This window comes from Vibrio sp. QJM3NY_39 (genome assembly GCF_057785895.1).
Genome location: NZ_CM173505.1, coordinates 343,752 through 368,921, shown reverse-complemented (window position 1 = coordinate 368,921; position 25,170 = coordinate 343,752). Strand labels below are relative to the sequence as shown.

At 44.7% G+C, this 25,170-nt stretch carries 22 protein-coding genes and 1 riboswitch; of the genes, 9 read left to right on the top strand and 13 right to left on the bottom strand.

Annotated elements, in window-relative coordinates:
* Positions 1-81 precede the first annotated feature (81 nt).
* From thiQ to mpl, 5 genes are all read right to left on the bottom strand, one after another.
* On the bottom strand, positions 82-786 hold the full coding sequence (gene thiQ, locus AC3CHU_RS01755) for a thiamine ABC transporter ATP-binding protein (protein WP_020477151.1): 705 nt from the start codon (positions 784-786) through the stop codon (positions 82-84).
* A complete protein-coding gene (gene thiP / locus AC3CHU_RS01750) occupies positions 786-2,399 on the bottom strand; it encodes a thiamine/thiamine pyrophosphate ABC transporter permease ThiP (RefSeq protein WP_065207454.1) in 1,614 nt (537 codons plus the stop codon). Before thiP ends, thiQ begins: the two co-directional genes overlap by 1 nt.
* Positions 2,400-2,523: 124 nt before the next feature.
* Entirely contained in the window at positions 2,524-3,516 is a 993-nt protein-coding gene (thiB, locus tag AC3CHU_RS01745) for a thiamine ABC transporter substrate binding subunit (protein WP_146456662.1), read from the bottom strand.
* Positions 3,517-3,569: 53 nt separating this feature from the next.
* A riboswitch (TPP riboswitch) is annotated at positions 3,570-3,689 on the bottom strand.
* Positions 3,690-3,732: 43 nt separating this feature from the next.
* Positions 3,733-4,356 (bottom strand): flavin prenyltransferase UbiX, encoded by a 624-nt coding sequence (locus AC3CHU_RS01740; protein ID WP_016787846.1) that lies wholly within the window; start codon positions 4,354-4,356, stop codon positions 3,733-3,735.
* Positions 4,357-4,393: 37 nt separating this feature from the next.
* On the bottom strand, positions 4,394-5,752 hold the full coding sequence (gene mpl, locus AC3CHU_RS01735) for a UDP-N-acetylmuramate:L-alanyl-gamma-D-glutamyl-meso-diaminopimelate ligase (RefSeq protein ID WP_065207456.1): 1,359 nt from the start codon (positions 5,750-5,752) through the stop codon (positions 4,394-4,396).
* Between the two features lie 270 nt (positions 5,753-6,022).
* Between mpl and fbp the strand changes: the two genes are divergently transcribed.
* Positions 6,023-7,033, top strand: a complete 1,011-nt coding sequence (gene fbp, locus AC3CHU_RS01730) for a class 1 fructose-bisphosphatase (RefSeq protein ID WP_065207457.1) — start codon at positions 6,023-6,025, stop codon at positions 7,031-7,033.
* Between the two features lie 90 nt (positions 7,034-7,123).
* Here fbp and AC3CHU_RS01725 read toward each other — a convergent pair whose 3' ends face one another.
* From AC3CHU_RS01725 to tamA, 3 genes are read right to left on the bottom strand one after another with little or no spacing between them, the layout of a single operon-like run.
* Positions 7,124-7,477 (bottom strand): gamma-glutamylcyclotransferase family protein, encoded by a 354-nt coding sequence (locus tag AC3CHU_RS01725; RefSeq protein ID WP_488524987.1) that lies wholly within the window; start codon positions 7,475-7,477, stop codon positions 7,124-7,126.
* A gap of 49 nt (positions 7,478-7,526) precedes the next feature.
* Complete coding sequence (tamB, locus tag AC3CHU_RS01720) at positions 7,527-11,285, bottom strand: autotransporter assembly complex protein TamB (RefSeq protein ID WP_488524986.1); 3,759 nt, start codon at positions 11,283-11,285, stop codon at positions 7,527-7,529.
* Positions 11,282-12,994 (bottom strand): autotransporter assembly complex protein TamA, encoded by a 1,713-nt coding sequence (tamA, locus tag AC3CHU_RS01715; RefSeq protein ID WP_488524985.1) that lies wholly within the window; start codon positions 12,992-12,994, stop codon positions 11,282-11,284. The genes tamB and tamA overlap by 4 nt, the downstream gene beginning before the upstream one ends.
* Before the next feature lie 195 nt (positions 12,995-13,189).
* Here tamA and msrA point away from each other — a divergent pair, with 195 nt between their 5' ends.
* Positions 13,190-13,819, top strand: coding sequence for a peptide-methionine (S)-S-oxide reductase MsrA (msrA, locus tag AC3CHU_RS01710; protein WP_488524984.1), 630 nt, complete (start codon positions 13,190-13,192; stop codon positions 13,817-13,819).
* Positions 13,820-13,931: 112 nt separating this feature from the next.
* On the opposite strand, the gene AC3CHU_RS01705 is transcribed toward msrA, so the two are convergent.
* Positions 13,932-14,132, bottom strand: a complete 201-nt coding sequence (locus AC3CHU_RS01705; RefSeq protein ID WP_019821424.1) for a DUF1107 family protein — start codon at positions 14,130-14,132, stop codon at positions 13,932-13,934.
* A gap of 253 nt (positions 14,133-14,385) precedes the next feature.
* Between AC3CHU_RS01705 and AC3CHU_RS01700 the strand changes: the two genes are divergently transcribed.
* The 7 genes from AC3CHU_RS01700 (at position 14,386) to AC3CHU_RS01670 (ending at position 19,848) form a co-directional block, all read left to right on the top strand.
* Positions 14,386-14,937, top strand: a complete 552-nt coding sequence (locus AC3CHU_RS01700) for a YtfJ family protein (protein WP_286294810.1) — start codon at positions 14,386-14,388, stop codon at positions 14,935-14,937.
* Positions 14,938-15,027: 90 nt separating this feature from the next.
* Positions 15,028-15,318 carry a DUF2607 family protein gene (locus AC3CHU_RS01695; RefSeq protein ID WP_488524983.1) on the top strand — a complete coding sequence of 97 codons (291 nt, stop codon included), beginning with the start codon at positions 15,028-15,030 and terminating at the stop codon, positions 15,316-15,318.
* A 41-nt stretch (positions 15,319-15,359) separates the two neighbouring features.
* Complete coding sequence (gene zrgA / locus AC3CHU_RS01690; RefSeq protein WP_488524982.1) at positions 15,360-15,941, top strand: zinc uptake protein ZrgA; 582 nt, start codon at positions 15,360-15,362, stop codon at positions 15,939-15,941.
* Between the two features lie 144 nt (positions 15,942-16,085).
* On the top strand, positions 16,086-16,802 hold the full coding sequence (locus AC3CHU_RS01685) for an ABC transporter ATP-binding protein (protein ID WP_488524981.1): 717 nt from the start codon (positions 16,086-16,088) through the stop codon (positions 16,800-16,802).
* The gene (locus tag AC3CHU_RS01680) at positions 16,799-18,058 is read left to right on the top strand and encodes an ABC transporter permease (protein ID WP_488524980.1); all 1,260 of its coding nucleotides are present in this window, start codon (positions 16,799-16,801) and stop codon (positions 18,056-18,058) included. The genes AC3CHU_RS01685 and AC3CHU_RS01680 overlap by 4 nt, the downstream gene beginning before the upstream one ends.
* Before the next feature lie 14 nt (positions 18,059-18,072).
* Positions 18,073-18,588, top strand: a complete 516-nt coding sequence (locus tag AC3CHU_RS01675; protein ID WP_065207465.1) for a DUF3299 domain-containing protein — start codon at positions 18,073-18,075, stop codon at positions 18,586-18,588.
* A gap of 351 nt (positions 18,589-18,939) precedes the next feature.
* Positions 18,940-19,848, top strand: a complete 909-nt coding sequence (locus AC3CHU_RS01670) for a TIGR03899 family protein (RefSeq protein WP_488524979.1) — start codon at positions 18,940-18,942, stop codon at positions 19,846-19,848.
* 149 nt (positions 19,849-19,997) lie between these two features.
* Here AC3CHU_RS01670 and cysC read toward each other — a convergent pair whose 3' ends face one another.
* From cysC to cysD, 4 genes are all read right to left on the bottom strand, one after another.
* The gene (gene cysC / locus AC3CHU_RS01665) at positions 19,998-20,618 is read right to left on the bottom strand and encodes an adenylyl-sulfate kinase (RefSeq protein ID WP_428785360.1); all 621 of its coding nucleotides are present in this window, start codon (positions 20,616-20,618) and stop codon (positions 19,998-20,000) included.
* Positions 20,619-20,642: 24 nt separating this feature from the next.
* Entirely contained in the window at positions 20,643-22,367 is a 1,725-nt protein-coding gene (locus AC3CHU_RS01660; RefSeq protein ID WP_017080873.1) for an SLC13 family permease, read from the bottom strand.
* Positions 22,368-22,432: 65 nt separating this feature from the next.
* A complete protein-coding gene (gene cysN, locus AC3CHU_RS01655; protein WP_017086682.1) occupies positions 22,433-23,863 on the bottom strand; it encodes a sulfate adenylyltransferase subunit CysN in 1,431 nt (476 codons plus the stop codon).
* Positions 23,864-23,881: 18 nt separating this feature from the next.
* Positions 23,882-24,790 (bottom strand): sulfate adenylyltransferase subunit CysD, encoded by a 909-nt coding sequence (gene cysD / locus AC3CHU_RS01650; RefSeq protein ID WP_004735271.1) that lies wholly within the window; start codon positions 24,788-24,790, stop codon positions 23,882-23,884.
* Between the last annotated feature and the right edge of the window lie 380 nt (positions 24,791-25,170).

The window sequence follows — 25,170 nt, the reverse complement described above, 5'->3', positions numbered from 1 at the left end:
ATAATAAAAGACCTAGCACATGCTAGGTCTTTTTTTTTCGACTTACTCAATGTCAAAGCCCACAAGACCAATACTCAGTCGTCACTCACCCGCTTTAACAAACGAACTTAATTCTTGCTGTGGATGAGTAGCGGTCAGTACCTCTATCGAGTCTTCAACCAACACCTTACCTAGCGCCACAAAAATAAACTTATTCGCGATACTGCGTGCATCACCTAAATGGTGCGTCACCATCAATACCGTAATATTTCGTTCTGCCGCTAATCGCTTCACTAAGCTAAGCATCTCCTCGCGCAGCAAAGGATCAAGCGCAGAGAAAGGTTCATCAAGCAACCAGATATCATGAGGCTGAACAAAACAGCGGGCTAACGCGACACGCTGGCGCTGGCCACCCGATAAATGCTCAGGCAATCTATCTAAATACTCTGCAACACCTACTTGTGCGGCTGCTTGCTCAACTTTGAGCTTTTGGGTTGCTGTAAGCTTTAATCCTGGATGCAGCCCTAAACCAATATTTTCACGTACGGTGAGATGGGCAAAAAGATTGTGTTCTTGGAACAACATCGCCAATGGACGTTGGTGCGCTTCTTTACCAATAAGCGATTGTCCTGCCACTGATATCTCACCCGATGTAGGCTCTATGAATCCCGCAACTAGCGCCAACAACGTTGATTTACCAGCGCCACTCGGCCCCATCAACGCGACAATGTCGCCCTGCTCAGCTTGGAAATCAAAGCGAAACAACTCTCGGTGATAGTGGTAGTCCACCTCTTTCATCACTAACATCATCGGTTCCTTAACTCTTTAGCATTAGGGTTTGAGCTTCGAGTAAATAAAAATTCTATTAAGCTAAAACTGCCCACACTCAGCAGCAGTAAACTCACAGAAACCACCGCGGCGGCTTCCATTTGATAGCTGCCTAACAATTGGAATAGATACAAAGGCAGCGTTCTAAAATCTTGGCTACCAAACAAGGCAATGGCACTCAAGTCCCCCATCGCCAGCATAAAGCTAATAGAAAAGGCTTGCGCCATTGGTTTACGTAGTGCGCGCCACTCCACCAGCCTAAAACGTGTGAAACCTGTCATTCCCAAGCTTGCACACACGTATTGATACTGTTGAGATAAATGCAACATAGGTTGGGCTAAGGTTTTGATCACATAAGGCAGTGCCATTAAGCTATTTACTGCAATCACAATAAAGAAAGCTAAGCTAAATACATCGGTAAATGAACGCAGTAATAAGAAGAGTCCCGTACTGATCACTAACCCTGGTGTCACTAAGATAATGGTACCAATCAGCTCGATTTTATCGGCTCTAAAGTTCTTGTTCTGCAAACGCCATGCACGACTGGTCAGCAGTATCGCAATACCAATACCGACGGCAATAACACTTGCTAAGGACGCAACTTTAACTGAGGTCATTAGCGCAGCCCAAAACGGTTCGCTGCTGAGCACAGTTAGTGCTTGTGAGTTAATACCACTGACGATAACCATGGCTAATGGCGGCAATACCAGCATTGAGACTACTATGATCCAAAAGCTATCCCAAGCTTTTGACCACCAGCAGTCCTTAACCAAATATTTCTCTTCCGACAACTGACTGGCCGTCACTGAAATAGGTTTCGACAGGCGCTGAATACTCACCGCGAGCACTCCACACAGCAGCATTTGCCATATCGCGAGCAAGGCACCAGCCTGTAAGTCAAAGTCGAATTTAATCGCTTGATAAATAGCGAGTTCGATAGTGGTCGATTTCGGACCTCCACCTAGCGCCATCACGGTAGCAAAGCTAGTAAAGCACAACATGAAGACTAAGCCACACACATGAGGCAGTTGTTGTCTCAATCGCGGCCATTCGACCCATTTAAATTTATTCCAATGACTCATACCCAAATGAGCACACAGCTTGTGCTGCTCGGCAGGCACGGTATCTAAAGCTTGTAAAAGTAAACGGCTGGCATAGGGCAGATTAAAAAAGACATGTGCGAGCAAAATGCCATTCAATCCATAGATGGAGAATGGTAATTCAATATCGAAGTTCGCCAGAAATTTAGCTAACCAACCACTGTTGCCATAAATTGCAAGCAAACCAAACACACCGACTAACACAGGCAAAACCAAGGTCGATGCGAACAGCCTTAACAACAGAGCTCGCCCAAAAAATTGCCTGCGACACAAAGCATGAGCAATAGGTATAGCAAAGCCAACACTCAGCACAGTTGAGAGTGTCGCTTGATAAAAACTGAATTTCGTTACGTGCCAATAGTAAGGATCGGACCATACTTGGCTGATATCAAGAGAAGGGGCATTGCTAAGCAATGCCCCAACTGCTGAAACCACAAAGGCGGTAATGAGTATCGCAACCCAGATCCCGACCTTAGGTGTTTTCTTTATCATAAATTGATTTTTTACCGTAAGTGGTTCACTCAGTTAATATCGAACGAACCTTTAAATACAGAAAGTTAGAAAGCTGAGCTTTAGGAAACTCATCTTTAGAAAGTTAAGCTAGAAAGCTAATCCTTTAAAAAGTAAGTGCACTCTGCCATTCACGAATCCATGGCTTACGCTTAGCAGCGATTTCTTCAGGCGTAAAACTCAGAGCTTTCTGCGGTACTGTTAACTGCTCGAACCCTTTGGGTAGCTCGATACCCGTCACTGGGTACATCCAGTTGCCAGTTGGCATCGCCGATTGGAATTCATCACTTAAGATAAACGCCATAAACTCATCGGCCAGTTTTTCATTTTTGCTGCCTTTAACTTTCGCAGCCACTTCCACTTGAGTGTAATGACCTTCTTCAAAGCTTGCAGCTGCATACTTAGAATCACTTTCTGCAATGATGTGGTAAGCAGGAGATGTTGTGTAAGACAAGACTAAGTCCGACTCCCCCTTTAAGAACATAGAGTAAGCTTCAGACCAACCTTTAGTAACCGTAACCGTCTTCTGAGCAAGTTTCTTCCAAGCTGCTGTCGCTTCATCACCGTATACTGACTTCATCCATAGCATCATGCCTTGACCCGGCGTAGATGTACGTGGGTCTTGGTAAATAACCTTGAGGTCGTCACGCTGCTCAACCAGTTCTTTCAAGCTCTTAGGTGGGTTTGCTAGTTTCTCTTTGTTATAGATAAACGCAAAGTAACCAAAATCATAAGGAACAAAGGTGCTGTCGTCCCAGCCGTTAGGAAGTGTCACTGAAGACGTATCAACATTGTGCTCAGCCAATAAGCCCGTCGCTTTCGCTTCAGCCATCAGATTGTTATCTAGGCCTAACACGATATCAGCTTTGCTGTTACCACCTTCAAGACGTAAGCGGTTCAGAATAGATACGCCATCTTCTAGCGCGACAAAGTTCACATCGCAGCCACACTTTTCTTCAAATGCTTTTTCAACGGCAGGACGAGGGCCCCAATCCGCAGCAAAAGAGTCATAGGTATAAACCGTTAGGGTATTGTCTGCAGCAAAGGCAGAAAAAGAGATGGCTGTAGTAACAGCAAGAGTTGTTAATGTAAATTTCACTGGACGCTCTCCATGGTCTGAGCGGCACAGGTTTGAGGGAGGAGAACGGTAGAAGTTGTTCCTAACTCAATTCCTACGCCAGCATTATCTGGTTCAGGTTTACGGGTCCCAAGCACTTGCTTGATCTCAGCTCGCATTCATTATTTGAATGGTTCGCTCCCCGATGAGTGTTCAGAATTGTAATTCGAATTTTAACAATAAGCTATCAAGTTTGGATCAATTACGTTGATCGTAACCCCAACGTGGCACTAAACCTTGCTCGATGCCAAGATGGTCCAAAATGCGCGCCACCATAAAATCGACCAGATCTTCAATCGACTTAGGTTGATGATAAAAACCCGGAGCGGCAGGCATGATCGTCACGCCCATAGTCGATAGCTTATGCATGTTCTCTAAGTGCAGCGTCGAGAATGGCGTCTCACGAACCACCAACAACAGTTGGCCTCGTTCTTTCATGACCACATCTGCAGCACGCTCAATCAGATTATCCGATAAGCCATGAGCAATTGAAGCCAAGCTTCCCGCTGAACATGGACAAACGACCATCTGCTTCGGCGCTGCAGAGCCAGAGGCAACCGGTGAGAACCAATCATCTTTGCCACACACCACCAGCTTTTCGGGGTCACACCCAAGGTGTTTAACCAAAGCTTGTTTCGCTGCATCGGGTCCTGCAGGTAACTTAAGTTCATGCTCGGTCGCCAACACCACTCGCGCAGCCGACGATATCAGTAAATAGACCTGATAATCCGCCGCCAAAAGGCATTCAAGTAAACGCAGGCCATAAGGCGCACCTGATGCGCCAGTGAAAGCGAGGGTTATAGCTTTATCGTGTTTTGTCATGTTCTCAATTACTTCAAAATATAAGATCGTGGATCAGTTAGCCTTTGAGTGCCAACGCATCCAACAGTTTCTGGTGAATACCACCAAAGCCACCATTGCTCATTACCAAGATTTGGTCGCCCGCTTGTGCCTCTGAGACAATTCTAGCAACGAATGTATCCATGTCATCACTTACATGTGCGGGTTGATGGCACGCATCGGCAACATCTTGTACAGACCAATCAATGTTATCTGGTTGGAATAAGTAGGTAGAATCCGCCTGTTTAAGAGAATCAGCCAAGGTTTCTTTATGCACACCACGCTTCATGGTGGCAGAACGAGGCTCTAAAACGGCAATGATTTTTTTCGTATCGACCTTATTACGTAAGCCACCCAGAGTAAGTTCAATCGCTGTAGGATGATGAGCAAAATCGTCATAAACAGAAACACCTACTACCTCACCTTTGAACTCTAAGCGACGCTTGGTATTAATGAACGCCGCCAGTGATTCACATCCTAAGTCGGGTGTAACACCAACATGTCTTGCCGCCGCAATCGCCATCAAGGCATTACTTACGTTATGATCGCCAACCAAATCCCAGTCTACGGTTCCAACACATTCGTCTTGGAAATAGACCTCAAATTTGGAGCCATCTTTAACCAGTTTCTTGGCATCCCAATCGCCAAGTTCGCCGCTCGATTCAGTCTCACTCCAACACCCACGAGAAAGAACATCTTCAATAGCCGTATCTTGCTTCGGTGAAAAAATACGACCATTACTTGGCACAGTGCGAACCAAATGATGAAACTGTCGCTTGATCGCTTCAAGATCATCAAAGATATCCGCATGATCGAACTCAAGATTATTCATGACCAAGGTTCTTGGGTGGTAATGAACGAACTTAGATCGTTTATCGAAAAAAGCACTATCGTATTCGTCGGCTTCAACCACGAAGAACATGCTTTCACCAAGGCGAGCAGATATACCAAAGTTACCCAACACACCACCAACTAAGAAGCCCGGTGCATAGCCACAGTCTTCCAAGATCCAAGCCAACATGCTTGATGTAGTAGTCTTGCCATGCGTTCCCGAGACTGCAAGAACCCAACGGTCATGCAGTAGAAATTCTTGCAACCATTGCGGGCCTGATGTGTATCTAAGGTTATTATCCAATACATACTCAACACACGGGTTACCACGGCTCATGGCATTACCGATAACCACGAGATCAGGCCTTGGCTCTAATTGACTAGGGTCGAACCCTTCAATAATTTCAATCCCTTGCGATTCCAACAAAGTGCTCATTGGAGGGTAAACATTCGCGTCACTACCCGTAACCTTGTGACCTAATTGACGAGCCAATACCGCGGCACCACCCATGAAGGTGCCACAAATTCCTAAGATGTGAATATGCATATATTGCTTCCAAACGCTTGGCTAAATGAGCCATGTCTAAATCAAACTACTTGCACTCATTATCATTAAATGGCGATTAAAAGCGAGCAGCAATGCAAAACAAATTTAGTCGACATAGTAAGTGAGATCTGTGTCGCTTAGTTCATTACCATTAAAAAGATCTAACCTTTAGAATTTAGGTAAGCGTCTAGATGAATAAAGCCCACTCAAGAGGCCTAATCTACAGTGCTCAAATCCCCCCTAATATTGAGAGAAGTTTAAGGAAATAACATGTCTGAGATGCGCACCCTTGGTGAGTTCATTGTTGCAAAACAAAATGATTTCCCCCATGCAAGTGGTGATCTATCATCCCTTTTGTCATCAATTCGTCTTGCTGCAAAAATTGTTAACCGTGAAATCAACAAAGCAGGTCTTGTCGACATTACTGGCGCTGTTGGTACAGACAACGTTCAAGGTGAAGAGCAACAAAAGCTAGACCTTTACGCGAACGACAAATTTAAAGCGGCTCTAGAAGCTCGTGACCAAGTTTGTGGCGTTGCAAGTGAAGAAGAAGACGAAGCTGTTGCCTTCAATAAAGAGCTCAACAAAAACGCAAAATACGTTGTTCTGATGGATCCACTTGATGGTTCTTCAAACATCGATGTGAATGTATCGGTTGGTACGATTTTCTCTATCTACCGCCGAGTGTCACCGATTGGTACCCCACCAACACAAGAAGATTTCCTACAACCTGGACACAAACAAGTCGCAGCTGGTTACGTAATTTACGGTTCTTCAACCATGCTTGTTTACACAACAGGCGCTGGCGTCAATGGTTTCACCTACGACCCATCACTGGGTACCTTCTGTCTATCTCATGAAAACATGATGATCCCTGATGAAGGTAAGATCTACTCGATCAACGAAGGTAACTACTTCCGCTTCCCTACTGGTGTTAAAAAGTACATCAAGTACTGCCAAGAAGATGAGCCGAGTGATAACCGCCCTTACACCTCTCGTTACATCGGTTCTCTAGTATCAGATTTCCACCGTAACCTGCTGAAAGGCGGCATCTACTTATACCCAAGCACACAAAGCCACCCTCAAGGTAAACTGCGTTTACTTTACGAGTGCAACCCAATTGCTTTCCTTATGGAACAAGCGGGTGGTATCGCTTCAGACGGTGCTCAACGTATCATGGACATCAAACCAACTGAGTTACACCAACGTGTACCTTTCTTTGTTGGCTCAACAGACATGGTTCGCAAAGTAGAAGAGTTTCTTGAGCTTAACCGAGACTAATTATCTCGTTTATTTCTCAAAATAACGTCATTAAAAAAGCCAGCATTTATATGCTGGCTTTTTGTTTGATAACTCTAGGATACATAACGGCTAACAGATGTCCCGCTTACACCAGTCACCCGAAAGTATTTCTTTATTAGCTGTTAGATCAAGCTGATACAAATATACCCATGCTAATCCAAATATAGTCTCTATTTGCTCGCGACGATACTCAACAGGAACATCTTCTAGCCGATCGAGCGACTCCAAAATTTCGTCGTTAATGATATAGACCTCGCCAGCGACACTTTTCTTTCCGAAAATCATCGCCGGATACGCAACTAAATCAAAAAGTGCGTATTCCTCAGGTGTGTCAAACCTTCCTAAACACTCACACGGTTTTAAATAGTGGTGGTTCGATTGGTCTTTTCTCAATGTTCCATCAACAAAAACGAGGTGCTGCATGCTCACTCCCTAGCATTCGTCATCCGCTAATCAATCACCGCTTAAAGTGTTACTCGAATTCAAACTGATAGAGAAGATCCACAGCACTGTCTAGACCCGATACAGCCTCAACGTAGAGATCCTGCATCAATCGATAACGAACGGTAAACTCGCCTAACGAGTTAAAGATACCCACACCATACTTCACCTGTAAACCAGGCAGAATGTAGCCACTTACCGTTACTTGTGAGTCATCCCCAGAGCCTGCTGTATCCAGTTGTAAATCTTGTACACCAAAGGCTTCACCGATTTCGCCAACAACCTTACCACTCTTCGCCAAACTCAAACCGATCAAGGTTGTTGTCATCGAACCGCTCGACTCGCCATCAATATCTTGGCCACGCAAAATATAAGACAGCGCATTGGCTTGCGGCATCGCTGGATCAGAGTAAATCTCGATGGTCGGCTCAGTCGCTGGGCCCGTCACTCGAATGCCGGCGGTCACATCGTCCTGAGTATTGTCAGGATTACGAATCGCGTTGATGGCTACATATGGCTGATCCGGTGGACCATTCATTAGAATTTTACCCTCTTCGATCAAGAGGTCTTGCCCGAATGATTGGTAAGTACCATCGACGATATTCACTTCACCAGTGATGAATGGGCCTTGGTCTTTTTGAGCTACATTGAGCTTACCAACCAAGTCGCCTTCAAGACCGAAGGCAGACAATTTAAAGTCATCACCAATGGAGATATTAATATTGGTCATCACATTGAATGGGATCGTATCTTCACTTTCAGGCTCAAGATCTTTGTTCAATATAACCTGATCGGAAGACACACCAACCGCTGACGGTGGTAAGTCTTCTACCACAATTCGTCCCCATGGTAGTGCTATGTCACCCGTAATTTTTGCCAGCTCGGGCGTGACATCAATAGTCATATCAGGTACGACCTTAACCTTGACCATCGGCGGGATATCAACCATCAACTCATCGGCAAAAACTCTAACGTTAGAGTGCCATGCTTTAAGATCTTGCCAATCCCCGGTTCCCTCAATATCAAGATGACCGTCAGGCGTTTCTACATTCGCATCCAGTTTTGCACTATAACCATCAAAATCGAGGTCGATGCGGCCATCTTTCACATCAACAGGCGTAACGTCGCCTTTGACTTGAATACCATCAACCGAGAACTGACCAAAAACTTGAGGGTGCATCAAAGATCCTTTAACTTGAAGATCACTCTCAAGGTCGGCTTTCAATAGGCTGTACTCACCTAGGATTGGTTGCAAGAAATCGAGGTGGAACGTAGTCAGCTTAATTGCGGCATCGACCATTTTGTCTTCGGCAAGAATATCCGGTAACGACACCGTACCAGACAGGTCACCATTATCAGACACATCCAACTTAAAATCGGCATCCAGTTTGTTATCTTTCAGCTGGGCATTCAATGCAATACTTTCCCAACCCAGTGTGATTGGCTCGCCAACTTGTTGAACAACCTGACCTTTCGGCATATCAACGCTTACCGTAACCTCCGGCTCACCTTGTTCAGACCACTTAGCATGGGCAGTCGCATTGACTAAGCCCTGTAATTGCGTCTCTTTTGGCACAAAGGCTTTAATCTGCTCGAAATCAAATTGATTGATGGCCACCTTGGCCTCACCCGATTTTCCGACACGAACGTCTTCGTCCAAACACACACTCGAACCAGATTGTTTCCAACAGTGCGCTTGAACATCGGCAAACTGTTTATCGACATCCGCCTTTATCGCGACAGGTTGATCTAATACCCAAGGGCCTTGCTGAGTGGTTATTTTGACGCGGTCTAACGACCCATCCCAAATAATAGAAGGCTTTTGAATCAACTCACCAGAGATGGCCAAACTTGTCGACACGATGTCGGATATCACATCAAGTGTCACCGTGTGTTTCTTCTCGCCACCACTCACCGTGAGATCTATGCTTTCCACCCTTTCATCTTGATAAGTTAGGTTCTTAGCCCTTAGTTCAAGATCGGCTTGAGCTTCGGGCAATGGCAGAGGAACAACAGAGCCATTGAGAGACAAGGATTCCAGTGTTGCTTCGCTATTCCAATCGACCTTATCCACATTGAGAGCGAGATCGAGCTCCGGCTCTTTCGTTGGGCCACTAAGTTGGATATTACCGATCACTTTGCCTTTCAAATCAGGGACACTTTTTACAAGTTCAGGAAAGAAAATCTCAACGCCCATGTCCCATTGCTTATCAAGCTCACCCTGAGCCTTAATCGAGTTAACACCATGAGCCAAGCTCAAACCGCTGGTTTTCAGCTTTGGTTCACCGCTCGCGCTGCGATCCGACGCTGACAACTGACCTTCGATATCCAGAGGGTACTCTCGCAAGATCCCTTCAATATCCAGTTTAGGCAATTCAATCGCCCAACCGCCCACTTCCGTCAACTCACCCGAGGTGACGATGCTTCCGCTGATGTTGCCCTCAGCTTCTGGCCACTGCAGACCCGGTTGAATGTCTTTGAGTGTCACATCAGCTTGCCAGTTAACAAGATTCTTCCAGTTCGCTTTAACGACACCATTAAGTTCACCGCCTAATGTGTTCAACTTTAGACGTTCGAGCTCAATCTGTTCGGTCGTGCCTTTCCCCTGAAGATCGATGGATAACTCAGGAATCTCCTTACCATCAGCTTCACCAATAAGCTGAACATTGAATCCATCTAATGAGCCATCGGCTTTAAACGTCTTAATTGCCGCTTGGTAATCACTTTTTCCGGTAAGAGGCCACTGTGCTTGGCCACCCTCTAAAAGAAGATCAAACGGTAGAGTTGGCTCTAAGGGTTGAATATCCCCAGACAACTTTGCCTCAATTAGCTCATAAAACTTGGACTCTAGGTTGAGCTTGGCCACGCTCCCTTGCGCTTTCAATGATAGTTTTTGCCCAGCAAGGTCGGTTTCTTTCACTAACGCATCCAAAGAAAGCTCTAACGGATAACCATCTTTGAGTTCAACCTTCGTCGCTAGGTTCGCACTTACTTGTGGCATATCGAGTTCAAGGGTTGAAACGTCTACTGTGTGCCCACCAGCTCGTGCTTCGAGCCCAAGGTGGTTCACAACAATGGGTGTATCTTGCTCTAAAGTGAAGCGATTTAAATCAAAGCGCTCTAGGACAACCTTTAAAGGAATCCAGACTTCGGGTAATTCGATAGCAGTTTTAACGGTTGCCTCTGGTTCAACAGCTTCAGCTTGCGGCTCTTTTGTCGACTCCGAGAGATTGACCTTGAGATCATTGAATAAGGTTGGAGATACAGTCAGCTTTTCGCCTTGCATACTCAAAGCGGTCGAGAACAGGCTCCATTCAATTTCATGGCCTAAGATATTCAACTTGATATCAGATAAAGCGATACGATTGATTACGATTGGCAGCGGTGTTTTTACCGATGTTACAGGTGGAGTAGGCTCAGCTTCTTCTGGTGATGCTGGAGGTAGCTCAGTAAATGCAAAGTCCACCCCTTGAATCGCTAAACGATCGACACACAACTTAGGGTCGAGCAAACAGCGAGTGTTAATAGCCAATGCCAATTTTTCAACCTTGGTATCGATATGAAGGCTATCATCTTTGAACTGGACATTATTAAGCGTAAAACTTGGGAAAAGTGCACCTTTAGTGCTTTCTACTTTAAGCTGTGGCAATGCTTTTTCCGCGCCCCACAACACGATGTTCAACCCTGGGTTGGTGAACAAAACAAAACCTAGCAGGGCTATCAACAGCAGCAAAATAGACGTCAATGAGATCGACGTCCACTTAATGCATTTACCCATCACTTTGATCATAATTCAGGTCCTAAACTAAAGTGCAGTTGGAACTCATCGCCTTTCTTCGCATCTAGACCCCAAGCAAAATCTAAACTCACAGGGCCGACAGGAGACGCCCAACGAACCCCAACACCAGTACCGTGTTTCCATTCTGGCGTATAATTAAATGCATCACCAATATCGTAGAAGGCCGCGCCCCACCAATTTCCAACTAAGCGGTATTGGTATTCAAATGAGCTGGTAGCAATGAATTTTGCACCGGTCAATGCGCCACTTTCATCGCGAGGAGAAATCGATTCGTACCCATAACCACGGATACTGTTGTCACCACCGGCGAAGAACCTCAGTGAAGGAGACAGTTTCTCAAATTCATCAGCAAAGTTACCACCAAACTGTAGGCGGGTTAGACCACGGTGGTTGTTACCGATACTTCTGATCCAAGCTGTTTGTCCTTGAAAGCGTACCACCTTGGTTTCCGACAATAAGGTATCATCAGCCGCTTCAAACATTATGGTTTGTTTGTCGCCCCACATCGGCATCGAACCGCCTCGCGTTCGAGTTCGTGAGAAAGAGATGCCCGGCAACACAAATTGCGCTAAATCATCTTGCAAACCTTGTTCATAGTTTTCGACCAAGTATCGAATGAACACCGTGCGTTGCCAGCCGTTATCCAGGCGCCAATATCTTTCTAAGGCAAGGTTTGATTCCAAACTCTTGGTATCACGGTTATCTAAATTCTTCATCCCGTACTTAACTTGATAATAGTCATTAAGTACGTCATCCAATGGCATTTTATAGGTGGCGGTAATCGTCTGTTCAGGCTTAGAAATCGACAAACTACTATTGAAGCTATGACCTTGGTCGTTAACCCATGGTTTTTTCCATTTGAGAGTGCCTTTTACACCAAGGTCTGTTGATACACCAATACCCGTTTCTATTTGATTACGAGCTTGCGGAGCAAGGCTGACCTTCATAGGGATTTCTCGACCTTCGCCTAATTGGCTTAAATCCGGTTCAACAAAGACCGAAGAGAACCAATCGGTATTAGACAGGTTTTGGTTGTACTCGCCGACTTTAGTAATTGAGTAAGGTTCGCCATCTTCAAATGGCTTGAGAGATTGAACTTTGTCATCTTCAATTTGACTGCCCGTCACTTTGGTAGTGCCGAAGTGATAGCGGATACCACTATTATAGTGAAGGCGAATGTAAGCGCGATTTAATTCAGGAGCGACTTCTAACTTACTAAGATCATACGCACCATCGAAGTAGCCCTTCGCCAAGCCAAGGTTGCGAATCGACGATTTCAAAGAATCATAATTACCATGGTTCAGAATCGAACCTTTAGACAGCTTGCTCTTAGCGATCAAGGCCAAAAAGTCAGGGTCATCTTTAGCTTCGCCAGTCAAAACGATATCTGAAGTATAAATAACAACAGGCTCTCCCGGCTCAACCGTAACGGTCATTTCGGTATCATCTTCGGGGTGAGAAAATGTGATCTTAGGGTGGTAGTAACCTAACGCATTCAGAGCTTCTTTTATCATAGACTCCAAGCGAGATTGGAACCTTAATGAAACCGAGTACTCTTCTTCAGGAATCGCACTCAGATAAGCATCAACATTATCCTCAAGCGCTCCATTAAGCCCTTTAATTTCAAGGGAAACATCAGCGAAAGCGAGCGTCGATGACAATAGAGTGCCAATCAGAACTGGTAAAGTTTTTCTTATCATGCTTAATTGGTGAAGAAGTTATCAATACGTTAATAAATGAAAAGAAATAATACCGCTAAAAAGACATTGAGTCTGTAATAAATCTTGGAATAACACGGTCTAATTTAAAGACTTAATCAATATAAACCAGCCGTTAATATGAACCTAGAGTTAAATTAAACCAACGCGGTAAACGTATGCGAAAAGGAATATAACATGCTAAACAAACAACAACTGGTTTCCGCAGCAACCGCTTTACCGGGAAATGCAGACCCAATCCGAATCACTGAGCGCCATTTTGTCAATCAAACTGACTTGCTCGATGCTCCTATGAGTTCCCAACAAGAAGTCCTACTTGGTATGGGATGCTTTTGGGGAGCTGAGCGTTTGTTTTGGCAACTTGATGGTGTTATTTCCACATCCGTTGGCTACGCTGGTGGATACACAGTCAATCCCACTTATGAGCAGGTATGCAGCGGACAAACCGGCCATACCGAAGTCGTTCGTGTCATTTTTGACAGTGCACAAACCTCACTAGCTCGTATACTAGAAACTTTTTGGGAACGTCATGACCCAACTCAAGGGATGCGCCAAGGTAACGATTTGGGCACTCAATACCGTTCCGCGATCTACATATACAGTGAAGAACAACAATCTATCGCTGAGCACTCAAAGCGTGAATATCAACGAGCAATGACTGAATCTTTAGGCAACGAGATCACGACAGAAGTTCTGCCTGCAGGGAAATATTTTTTCGCAGAAACATACCACCAGCAATACCTAGCTAAAAACCCGAATGGTTATTGTGGATTGGGTGGGACAGGTGTCTGCTTCCCGCCACAATAAAGTGAAGCTCGATATACCAACAAGAACAACACGCATTAAAAAGGGCTTCCATTATTAGGAAGCCCTTTTCATTACAAATTGATTTGAAGCACTGTAACGCGATAAAAGTCAGTTAAACCGGCAACGCAGCAATCGTACCGTTAACTTCTTTAAAAATAGTGAGTTTTTGTTTGTCTGAAACTTCAGGAAGCAGCACCTTGCCTTGGTCGAAGCGAAACTCGCCAACACCTTCAATAGCAAACTGACCTTTGAATAGGACTTTAACGAAACGCGCCACTTGATGTGGACGGTAAGTAGAAAATTTTCTTAACATAATACAACCTCAATTCCCTTTGAGTACTACAGTCTCATACCTGAATAGGATCACTATTCAAAGCACATTAAATCGCTAATTCCTTTAGCAAACAGCAAGATAATCTATTGTTCATCTCGATATTGATGCATTATACCTTCTGGTAACAAGCCTGCAACTTATTTCTACATCGTACGATAAAAAAGTTAAAGAGGCATTTTTCAAATTTCATATTATACTTCCAGTGCAAACCAATAAGCGGAACAAAAATATAATGAAAAACAAAACTCTACTGGCTTTTTTAGCCGCAGCCTCTCCACTCTTCGCCAATGCTCACAACCTATCTGTAGGTGAAACTCTACCTGCTGTCGATGTTAGCAACTATGGTGAAATCGTACTAAACGACGGAAATACCGGATATCAAGCTTGGGCAACCAACAATCTCCTAGGTAAAGTTCGTGTCGTTCAAGCTATCGCTGGCCGTAGCAGCTCTAAAGAGCTCAACGCACCACTGATGGCAGCCATTACAGCATCTAAATTCTCAGAAGACAGCTACCAAACCACGACCATCATCAACCAAGATGATGCGATTTGGGGTACAGGTTCTTTTGTGAAATCGTCTGCCGAAAGCAGTAAAGAAGAATTTCCATGGTCTTCTATGGTGTTAGATGAAGACGGAGCCGTCGCGTCATCATGGGCTTTAGCAGAAGAAAGCTCAGCGATTATCGTTCAAGACAAACAAGGTAAAATCTTGTTTGTTAAAGAAGGTGCTCTCAACGAATCAGAAGTCACGCAAGTTATTGAATTGATTAAAGCGAGCCTTTAATCAGATAATCGCGTCTTTTTCGAGACCTGACCAAAGGATATTGTTATATTATAACGGTATCCTTTTTTAATTCTGTGGTTAATCATCCTCATGTGGCAAAACACACCTAACAATGTGAAACGCAAAACAGGCTTCTTGCTTGGGCTGATGCTCATGTTAAGCGTGTTAGCGGCAACACATATGGTGGATATTGACCCCGATCACCACACTTCGCATCACTGTGAGCTGTTTTCGATAAATCAGTTCATTACTGCGCACTCACTGCCACAGGTTCCAGAGTTCCATTCAGAATTTGCTGCCACGATTACAGAGTCAGTAATTTCGTTACAGCGCCTGTATTTCGCTTATTTAGCACGTTCACCTCCTGTAAATATCGCTTAATTACCACTACTTTTTAATTAACCTTTATTCAGGAAAAAAACATGAAACCTACTATTTTAGCCGTTGTTATCGGCATGACTGTCTCAACAAATATTCTAGCTAACGAAGAATTCCGCTCTCACGAAGCACACGTGCACGGTAAAGTTGAAGTGAACATCGCTCAAGATGGACAAGAGCTGCTTGTTGAAGTAACAGCTCCCGGCGCTGATGTGGTTGGCTTTGAACATGCTCCAGAAACTGCCGAGCAAAAGAAAGTGTTTGAACAAGCTATCGCGCAACTGAACAAGCCAGAAGAACTATTTGGTTTCAACAATGCAAGCTGTACTCTGAAGTTCAAGTCAGTGACGAACACCCTAGAAGACGATCATGATGACCATGAAGGCCATGACCACGCTGAAGGCGAACATGACGACCACGAAGGCCATGACCATTCAAAAGGTGGCCACGGTGAATTCACTGTTGAGTACCATTACCAGTGTTCAGATGTTGCTAAGCTAGACACAGTTAGCACTCAATGGTTCTCTAAGTTCAGCAATACAGAAAAAATGACTGTGAACTTGCTTACAGACACAGCTCAAGTACAAGAAATACTTAACGCAGAGCGTATTAGTTTCCGATTCTAATCACTCCTAGATCGAATTAAACGTAAAACAAACAGCCAGGTAAACAATCACTTACTTGGCTGTTCAAATCGGTGTGTTGTTCTGGGGAATTAATGTTTCAAATTGCTGTCCAGTAGATACACCGCTTTAATTATTGGAGCTAGCATGTCTTCTGACAGATCATCACTTGTGGTCAAACTCGAAAATATCAGCTTTCGTTGGAAGCCTGAATTACCACCAACACTAGAGATCCCATCTCTGCACATCCAAGCCCAAGAGCACCTTTTTATAAAAGGGCCAAGTGGTTGTGGAAAATCAACATTGTTAGGGCTGTTGACTGGAATCAACCAAGCCGAGCAAGGTGAAGTCTCTATTTTAGATCAAGACCTCACACAGCTCACTCCTCGTCAAAGAGACAAATTTAGAGCTGATCATATTGGTTATATTTTCCAACAATTTAACCTTCTTCCTTATTTGTCAGTCATCGACAACGTGACGCTTCCTTGTCAGTTTTCAACAATTCGTAAACAACAAGTCGTTGAAAGCCAGAAAAGCTTACAAGAAACTGCTCGAGAATTGTTACTTCGATTAAAGCTACCCCAAGCCTTGATGGATAAGCCTGTTACCGAGTTGAGTATTGGTCAGCAACAACGTGTCGCTGCTGCTCGTGCTTTGATCGGTCAACCAAAAATCATCATCGCCGACGAGCCAACCTCGGCTTTGGATCATGACAACCGAGAAGCCTTTATCGAGCTATTGCTAGAACAAGCGAATCAAGCGGGTTCGACTCTAATCTTTGTTAGTCACGATCCAACATTAGAAAAACTGTTTACTCGAACCATAGATTTAAAAACCGTTAACCAAGCTAAGGTTGTCGTATGAAAGTAATTACTCACTTAGCCTTAAAAAGTGTACTCAACCGTAAAGCCACGGCCATTCTCACTATTCTCACCGTGGCGGTATCAGTCATCCTATTACTCGGTGTAGAGCGTGTTAGAACCGAAGCCAAGAGCAGCTTTGCTAATACGATTTCAGGTACTGACCTTATCGTCGGTGGCCGCTCTGGTCAGGTAAACCTGCTGCTTTATTCCGTATTTAGAATCGGTAATGCGACCAACAACATCGACTGGAAAAGCTATGAAGAATTTAGCCAGCACAACGCCGTAAAGTGGGCGATCCCAATCTCATTGGGTGATTCACATAAAGGCTTCCGCGTAATGGGCACAAACCATAGCTACTTTGAAAACTATCGCTATGGAAGTAAGCAACCACTTACTTTTCAAAAAGGAAAAGAATTCAATCAACTATTTGATGTAGTGATTGGTGCCGATGTCGCGAAGAAGTTAGATTACAAAATCGGTGACCACATCATTCTTGCACACGGAATCAGTGATGTAGCCTTCAGCCGCCACGATAACCTGCCCTTTACGATTGTAGGAATACTCGCGCCAACCGGCACACCTGTAGATAAAACCGTGCATGTTTCGTTAGAGGCTATTGAAGCGATTCATGTTGGTTGGGAGTCGGGTGCCAACTTAGGACACACACCTGATGCTGAAGCACTAGAGCAACGTGACTTCCAACCTAAACAAATTACGGCAATGATGGTAGGGCTCAAGTCGAAGATCCAAACCTTTGCACTGCAACGAGAAATCAATAACTACCGCCAAGAGCCGTTGAGCGCCATTATGCCAGGCATTGCGCTGCATGAATTGTGGGGAATGATGGCCGTCGCAGAACAAGCACTACTGATTGTGTCAGGGTTTGTTGTAATCGCGGGACTGTTAGGGATGCTGAGTAGCCTACTTACTAGCTTGCAAGAAAGACGTCGAGAGATGGCTATTCTGCGCGCGATGGGAGCAAGGCCTCGCCATGTATTTGGTTTGCTAATTAGCGAAGCCAGTGCACTGACCTTCCTCGGTATCACATTGGGTGTTGCCGTGTTGTTTGCTCTGATCGCAGTAGTTGCTCCTATTGCGCAACAAAGTTATGGTATCAACATATCGATATCCGCAATCACACCTCATGAGTGGAAACTGCTTATGTTGGTGCAAGTTGCCGGAATCATTATCGGCTTTATTCCCGCTTTCAGGGCTTACCGTCAGTCATTGTCTGATGGCATGACTATTCGAATCTAAAATAGGAACCTACGATGCAACGCAAATTCCTACTGATACTTGGGTTACTTATGTTCCCATTTATCAGCACAGCTCACGCTGACACCACTCAGACTGACGAATCGGTATTAACACTCGATTGGATTGACTTAATTCCAGAATCGGAACGAGCACAACTAGATTCATTTGGCATGCCGATGGTTAACCACGACAGTATGGACAAACCTCAACAATCGACACTTGGCGCTGTTCGTCCGGAGTTGAATGGCAGCACAGTTAAGATCCCAGGCTTTGTGATTCCATTGGAAGGCGATGAGAACATGATCACTGAGTTTCTGTTGGTGCCGTACTTTGGCGCATGTATCCATGTGCCACCACCGCCACCGAACCAAATCATCTATGTGAAGTTCCCTAAAGGTGCACCGATCCAGCAGTTATGGGATGTGATCTATTTAGTGGGTACGCTGAAAACTGAGTCAATAAGCCATGACTTGGCGCAAACCGGTTATCTTATTGAAGGTACTGCGATTGAAGAATATGACGACATGTAGTCATTAGAAGGGTGGCTCAAGGATGAGCTGCCGTCACTGAACGAGTGAGATCATTCAATAACAGTTTAATAACGATTGTTTTATTCTAAATTACGCGATGTAATTAGATAAGTACGCTAGAACAGCGACATAAGTAGCGAGTAATAACCCTATACTAAGCTGTTTCTTCAGCTTGTTATCATTGACTTGATTCATAACTCCTCCTTGAGAATTACAACAAATTTAACATTTTATTATCATTAGCAAAAGTAAAATTTTGTTGAAACCTTCAACTCTGCACGCAAAATCTAGCCACCAATAAGATAAAGAGTTACATTTTAGACAGTTAAGTCGTCTCCTAACGGTACTCTTATGTCAGAAACTAAACAGCCAGTGATCATTGAGCATGCTAGCGATACACAGCAAAAGCATGAGAAAAAGCCTCATATTGCCGACAGTGCAAGCAGAATGCTGCACATCGCACAAAGCTTCGGCCTCGATTCCTTAATTAGTCATAGTGCAAAGCCAAACGATAAAGCTGAGAGTTCGCTTATCGAACGGGCACTATTACGAGAGAAAAAACGTAGAGAGCTTCGCCAAAAGAACCTAGAACAGATTCTAAAGTTGGCACACTCTTCATGTAAGGATGAAGCGGCTGGAGACCCTGATCAGGACTGGCTATACCGCTTCTTCGATATGGCACAAGAGATCCACAATACATCGATGCAGAGGCTATGGGCTCAAGTACTGAAACGAGAAGTCACCAACCCAGGCTCGACGTCGATGAAGGCGCTTCAGATCTTAAAAGACATGACACCAAAAGAAGCGCTCACCCTGCAAAGAGCCGCGTCACTGGGTTGTAGCTTTGGTAGTGATAACAACAGAAAACTATTACTCGGCTTTAAATCCCATGCTGGAATCTTCAGCTTTGGCAAAAGGGACACCACCAACACCATCAACCTTGGTGGACACAACCTGCCCTACTCTAGTTTGCTCCACTTGATTGAACTCGGGATTATTCTAGGAACAGAATTAGAATCTGGAGAGATTGATTTCGACCCAGCTCTACACCTAACTTATCAAGGTAAGGGCATGTCACTGGCACCGTTATCAAAAGGCGTGAAGCTGGTTTACTATCGATTCAGCCCAACAGGCAATGAGCTTTGTACCTTGCTTGGCAACAAGCCAAACACGCAATATTACGACCAACTGATTGCGCTATTGAGCCAAAAATTCACGGTTCAGACAGAAGTTAAAAGCAGCGTAAATTACACCGTCTAGACACTCGACGGTGTAAAAGTGAAGTGTATTGAGAGGAATAAAGAGAATCTAGAGGATAGGTTTCTTGTCTCGGTAAACCAAGGCTGCACGACTTATCAGTCATAAATCAATAGATAAGTAAGTGCTCAGCCTTAATCATACCAACGATCTCAATTGGCTAAAATATTACGCTTCTCTAACACATCAATACACAGCTCGACCAATTCATCGAGTGTCTTCTCACCTGCGGGTAAATTAATCTCAGGGTTCTGAGGCGCTTCGTAAGCTGAACTAATACCAGTGAAGTTCGGGATCTCTCCAGCACGTGCTTTCTTATACAGGCCTTTAGGATCACGCTGCTCACAAACCTCAAGTGGCGTGTTCACAAACACCTCTAAAAACTCGCCTTCAGGTAGCAAGTCTCGCACTAACTGTCTTTCAGCTTGATGTGGGGAAATAAAAGCAGACAACACAATTAAGCCCGCATCTGCCATCAACTTAGCAAGTTCACCAATACGACGGATATTCTCTCGGCGATCCTGCTCAGAGAAGCCAAGGTCGCTACATAACCCATGACGCACATTATCGCCATCCAATAAGTAAGTATGGTAACCAAGCTGTGCCAAGCGGTTTTCTAATGCTCCAGCGACTGTCGACTTCCCAGAACCAGATAATCCCGTGAACCAGAGCACGGCTGGCTTTTGTGATTTCAGATTAGAGCGAAATGCTTTATCAATCGAGTGTTGATGCCACACAACATTCTCATCTTTTGGTTTGAGTACTGCGGTCATAATTAGTCCTTTAAATAAACAGCATTAAAATGGGAAAAAATAAGGAATTAGGGTCAGCACCAAACCCGAATAAACAATCGAGATTGGGATGCCGATGCGCAGATAATCCGTAAGGTGGTAATTACCTACGCTATAAACAAGTAAGTTGGTTTGGTAGCCGTATGGCGAAATAAAACTGGCACTGGCACCAAACAGAACCGCCATAATAAACGGCATTGGATCGACGCCATAGCCGACGGCCATACTGTAGCCAATGGGAAATGAGAGTGCCGCTGCCGCATTATTGGTCACCAACTCAGTCAGGACCAGCGTCATGAAATAGGTCGCGACTAGCGCTCCAAACACGCCCCAACCATTAAAGGCCTCCATAAACATCAGCCCCATTCGCTCAGACAACCCAGATGAAATCATCAGTTGAGCAATAGAGAGTGCCGAACCAACGATCACGACAATATCGACGGGGAAGCGGCGGCGAAGCTCTCCAAGTTGTACTACACCAAATGCCACCAGCAATAATAAAAATCCCGCTAGCCCTTTAATAATCGGGACTACATCAGCGAGCGATAACCCAATCACACTGGCAAATCCGAGCAACACAAACGTCGATTTATCGGCATCAAGCTTGGCGCTTGAGTCTAGGTCGTTCATCAACACAAACTCTTTATTGTGTTGTTGACGCTGTTCTTCAAAACGTTTGCCTGGAACCAAAATCAAGGTATCGCCAGCGGTTAATGTGATGTTTCCAAGGCCACCTTCAAGGCGTTCATGACCACGACGAATGGCAACCACAACCGCATCGAAGCGATCTCTAAACTGGCTGGTTTTGAGGGTTTTATTACAGAAGCTTGCCGATGAACTGACTACGACTTCAACAAAGCTCTGCCCGTTCAGGTGGTGTTGACCAAACAGAGTTAGCCCTTGGATCTCTTGCAGTGTCGCAACACTCTCGACATCACCACAAAACAGTAATCGATCACGAGCTTGAAGAATAAAATCAGGGTCAATAGACGCGGTTGTTTTACCGTCTCGAATTACTTCTGCTAAGAACAGTTTTCTCAATGCTCTGAGGTTATTCTCGCTGACGCTGCGGCCAACTAAAGGAGAACCCGGCTCAACTCGCGCCTCGAGAAAGTAAGGTAGATCGTCTTGAGAACCATCATCGTAGCTGGGTAAGAAGTAGCTCAGAGGAATGAGGATCAACACACCACCGACCAACACCGCTAAACCGATCAAGGTCGGTGTAAAAAAGTTTAAGCTTGGCAGTCCAGCATCTTCAACAAAGCTATTGATGATCAAGTTGGTAGAGGTGCCGATCAATGTCAGGGTTCCACCTAAGATGGCAGCGTATGACAAAGGGATAAGCAGTTTAGATGGCGCATGCTGTTGATTACGTTTGATCGCCCCGATCAAAGAAACAACCACCGCCGTGTTATTAGTAAAAGAAGAAAGTAACGCTGTGGAAATACCCAACTTAGCAACCACGGTACCTAGCCTACCTTCAGAGATATTACGGCTAACCCAACTGATTAAGCGAGTTTTCTCCAACGCACTTGATGCGAGGATCAGAAGAATTAAAGTCAGTAACGAGGAGTTAGTGAAGTTATTGGCTAAGCTCGACAAATCGATCATGCCTGCCATAAAAGCAATAAACGCCGCGCCAGCAAAGATAAAGCTTGGCTTAATACGGGTAACGAGCAGGCAAGTAATGATGCCGAGCAAAATCGCTAATACAAATCCTTGTTGCCACATATACCCGTCCTTTATGGCGGAAACGATGGGTTTCCGCCTGATTCAATAAGCTGTTACTTAGTCGTTTATGACTTCAGTAATTGGCTTAGATCTTTGGCATCCCAATGAGGGAAGTGCTTGCGTACCAATGCGTTGAACTCAAGTTCAAATGCAGAGAAGTTACCGACTTGCTGTTCAACAGAGTCCAAACGGTCTCGAATCAAACCAGCACCAACCGTCACGTTAGTCAGGCGGTCGATAACAATGAAACCACCGGTATCGGCACTCTCACGGTATTTATCCAGCGCGACAGTCTCGTTCAATGACCATTCACACAAACCAATACCATTCAGTGGCAACTCATCAACAGCGTAAGTCGACAAGTTGTTGATGTCATATTGGTGACGAACCGTTTCAACCTGACCGACGGTTTTCTTGCCTGCGATTTTGATGTCGTAGGCTTTGCCCGGTTGCAGTGGTTGCTCTGTCATCCATACGATGTCGGCCAATACATGGTTAGTTGATTCAATTTGAGCATTTTCCAACACAATCAAATCACCACGGCTGATATCGATTTCATCTTCAAGAGTCAGCGTTACTGCTAAACCCGCTTGCGCCGATTCAAGTTCGCCATCAAAGGTCACAATACTTGCCACCTTAGACGTTTTACCTGATGGCAGCGCCTTGATTTCATCACCTACACTGACACGTCCAGAAGCCACAGTACCTGCAAAACCACGGAAGTCTAAGTTAGGACGGTTTACGTACTGAACAGGGAATCGGAATTCACCTGCAGAACGTTTTTGGTCAATATCGACGTTCTCTAACACTTCTAATAGAGACGGACCTTCGAACCATGCAAGCTCTTTGCTTTGCGCTGCAACGTTAATGCCTTCAAGTGCCGAAACGGGCAGAATTTGAATGTTAGTTTCGCCTTCTAGGTTTTCAGCAAACTCTAGATACTGATCGCGAATCTCTTCAAAACGATCTTGCGAGTACTCGACGAGATCCATTTTGTTGACTGCGACGATGAAGTGCTTCAAACCAAGCAGGTTAGAAATAAACGAGTGACGACGTGTTTGATCCAGAACGCCCTTACGAGCATCAATCAAGATCACAGCCAGATCACACGTTGAAGCGCCTGTTGCCATGTTGCGCGTGTACTGCTCATGCCCTGGGGTATCAGCAATAATGAATTTACGCTTTTGCGTCGAGAAGTAACGATAAGCCACATCGATCGTAATCCCTTGCTCACGCTCAGCCTGTAGTCCGTCAACAAGCAGTGCTAAATCAGGCTTCTCACCTGTGGTACCCACTCGTTGGCTATCCGAGTGAACCGCCGCTAGCTGATCTTCATAAATCTGTTTTGTATCATGGAGCAAGCGACCGATTAACGTACTTTTACCGTCATCTACCGAGCCACAAGTTAAAAATCTAAGCATAGATTTATGCTGATGCTGACTTAGATAACCTTCAATCCCTAGTTCAGCCAATTCGGCTTCTACTGCACTATTCATTTTTCTTTCCTTAGATTCTTAGAAATAACCTTGGCGCTTTTTCAGCTCCATAGAGCCCGACTGATCATGGTCAATCGCTCGACCTTGACGCTCACTAGACGTCGCCACCAGCATCTCTTCAATAATGCCTGTTAGCGTATTCGCCTCAGATTCAACCGCTCCGGTTAATGGGTAACAGCCTAAAGTACGAAAACGAACGCTTTTCTCTTCAATCACTTCACCTTCTTGCAGCTCCATACGGTCATCATCAACCATGATCAGCATGCCATCACGCTCAACCACAGGGCGTTTGTCTGAAAGGTAAAGTGGAACAATATCGATGCTCTCTAGGTAGATGTATTGCCAGATATCAAGCTCAGTCCAGTTAGATAGCGGGAAGACACGAATGCTTTCGCCCTTATTAACCTGACCGTTGTAGGTGTGCCAAAGCTCTGGACGCTGGTTTTTTGGATCCCACGTATGGTTCTTATCACGGAAAGAATAAACACGTTCTTTCGCACGAGATTTTTCTTCATCACGACGCGCACCACCAAAAGCCGCATCGAACCCATACTTGTTTAACGCCTGCTTAAGGCCCTGTGTTTTCATGATGTCAGTGTGCTTCGAAGAACCATGTACAAATGGGCTACAACCCATCTCAATACCTTCTGGGTTCTTATGTACTAAAAGGTCGAAGCCGTACTTTTTAGCCGTACGATCACGAAACTCAATCATCTCGCGGAATTTCCAATCCGTATCTACATGCAATAGCGGGAATGGAATCTTGCCTGGATAAAACGCTTTGCGAGCTAAATGAAGCATCACAGAAGAATCTTTTCCGATGGAGTACATCATCACTGGGTTATCAAACTCAGCCGCTACTTCACGGATAATATGAATACTTTCCGCTTCGAGCTGTTTTAGGTGGGTTAAACGTTCTTGGTCCATTTCAGTGCTTCCTTTAAGGCTCGCGTTACGAGCAATTCATTACTTGGTCTTGCCAAGCAAGGGATTTAACTCATCCACTTGAGTGAATGGGAGTATTGGCACTAGAAGAAAACAGAAGCTTCGTTTTGAGCTATCCTTGCTATTCATCTGCCTGATACGTCCTTGATATAGGCATTATGACGAGCCTCTCATATTACTGGAAATTCTAAAATTTCATTTTTTATTCGAAAAGCTGATAAGGGATTGAATTTACCGATAAGCAGGTGAAATGAATGGACTAATATTATCGATATCAGTTGCGCATCGATTGAGCAGCTTTGGGAGGCGTCTTGCAGAACACCATAAAGTAATCGATCTAAGTCACGAATTCACATTCGTTG

Excerpts from the sequence above, each read along its gene's own strand:
- thiQ (WP_020477151.1), bottom strand. The coding sequence starts at position 786 with ATGTTAGTGATGAAAGAGGTGGACTACCACTATCACCGAGAGTTGTTT.
- thiP (WP_065207454.1), bottom strand. The coding sequence starts at position 2,399 with ATGATAAAGAAAACACCTAAGGTCGGGATCTGGGTTGCGATACTCATT.
- AC3CHU_RS01740 (WP_016787846.1), bottom strand. The coding sequence starts at position 4,356 with ATGACAAAACACGATAAAGCTATAACCCTCGCTTTCACTGGCGCATCA.
- mpl (WP_065207456.1), bottom strand. The coding sequence starts at position 5,752 with ATGCATATTCACATCTTAGGAATTTGTGGCACCTTCATGGGTGGTGCC.
- fbp (WP_065207457.1), top strand. The coding sequence starts at position 6,023 with ATGTCTGAGATGCGCACCCTTGGTGAGTTCATTGTTGCAAAACAAAAT.
- AC3CHU_RS01725 (WP_488524987.1), bottom strand. The coding sequence starts at position 7,477 with ATGCAGCACCTCGTTTTTGTTGATGGAACATTGAGAAAAGACCAATCG.
- tamB (WP_488524986.1), bottom strand. The coding sequence starts at position 11,285 with ATGATCAAAGTGATGGGTAAATGCATTAAGTGGACGTCGATCTCATTG.
- tamA (WP_488524985.1), bottom strand. The coding sequence starts at position 12,994 with ATGATAAGAAAAACTTTACCAGTTCTGATTGGCACTCTATTGTCATCG.
- msrA (WP_488524984.1), top strand. The coding sequence starts at position 13,190 with ATGCTAAACAAACAACAACTGGTTTCCGCAGCAACCGCTTTACCGGGA.
- AC3CHU_RS01705 (WP_019821424.1), bottom strand. The coding sequence starts at position 14,132 with ATGTTAAGAAAATTTTCTACTTACCGTCCACATCAAGTGGCGCGTTTC.
- AC3CHU_RS01700 (WP_286294810.1), top strand. The coding sequence starts at position 14,386 with ATGAAAAACAAAACTCTACTGGCTTTTTTAGCCGCAGCCTCTCCACTC.
- AC3CHU_RS01695 (WP_488524983.1), top strand. The coding sequence starts at position 15,028 with ATGTGGCAAAACACACCTAACAATGTGAAACGCAAAACAGGCTTCTTG.
- zrgA (WP_488524982.1), top strand. The coding sequence starts at position 15,360 with ATGAAACCTACTATTTTAGCCGTTGTTATCGGCATGACTGTCTCAACA.
- AC3CHU_RS01685 (WP_488524981.1), top strand. The coding sequence starts at position 16,086 with ATGTCTTCTGACAGATCATCACTTGTGGTCAAACTCGAAAATATCAGC.
- AC3CHU_RS01680 (WP_488524980.1), top strand. The coding sequence starts at position 16,799 with ATGAAAGTAATTACTCACTTAGCCTTAAAAAGTGTACTCAACCGTAAA.
- AC3CHU_RS01675 (WP_065207465.1), top strand. The coding sequence starts at position 18,073 with ATGCAACGCAAATTCCTACTGATACTTGGGTTACTTATGTTCCCATTT.
- AC3CHU_RS01670 (WP_488524979.1), top strand. The coding sequence starts at position 18,940 with ATGTCAGAAACTAAACAGCCAGTGATCATTGAGCATGCTAGCGATACA.
- cysC (WP_428785360.1), bottom strand. The coding sequence starts at position 20,618 with ATGACCGCAGTACTCAAACCAAAAGATGAGAATGTTGTGTGGCATCAA.
- AC3CHU_RS01660 (WP_017080873.1), bottom strand. The coding sequence starts at position 22,367 with ATGTGGCAACAAGGATTTGTATTAGCGATTTTGCTCGGCATCATTACT.
- cysN (WP_017086682.1), bottom strand. The coding sequence starts at position 23,863 with ATGAATAGTGCAGTAGAAGCCGAATTGGCTGAACTAGGGATTGAAGGT.
- cysD (WP_004735271.1), bottom strand. The coding sequence starts at position 24,790 with ATGGACCAAGAACGTTTAACCCACCTAAAACAGCTCGAAGCGGAAAGT.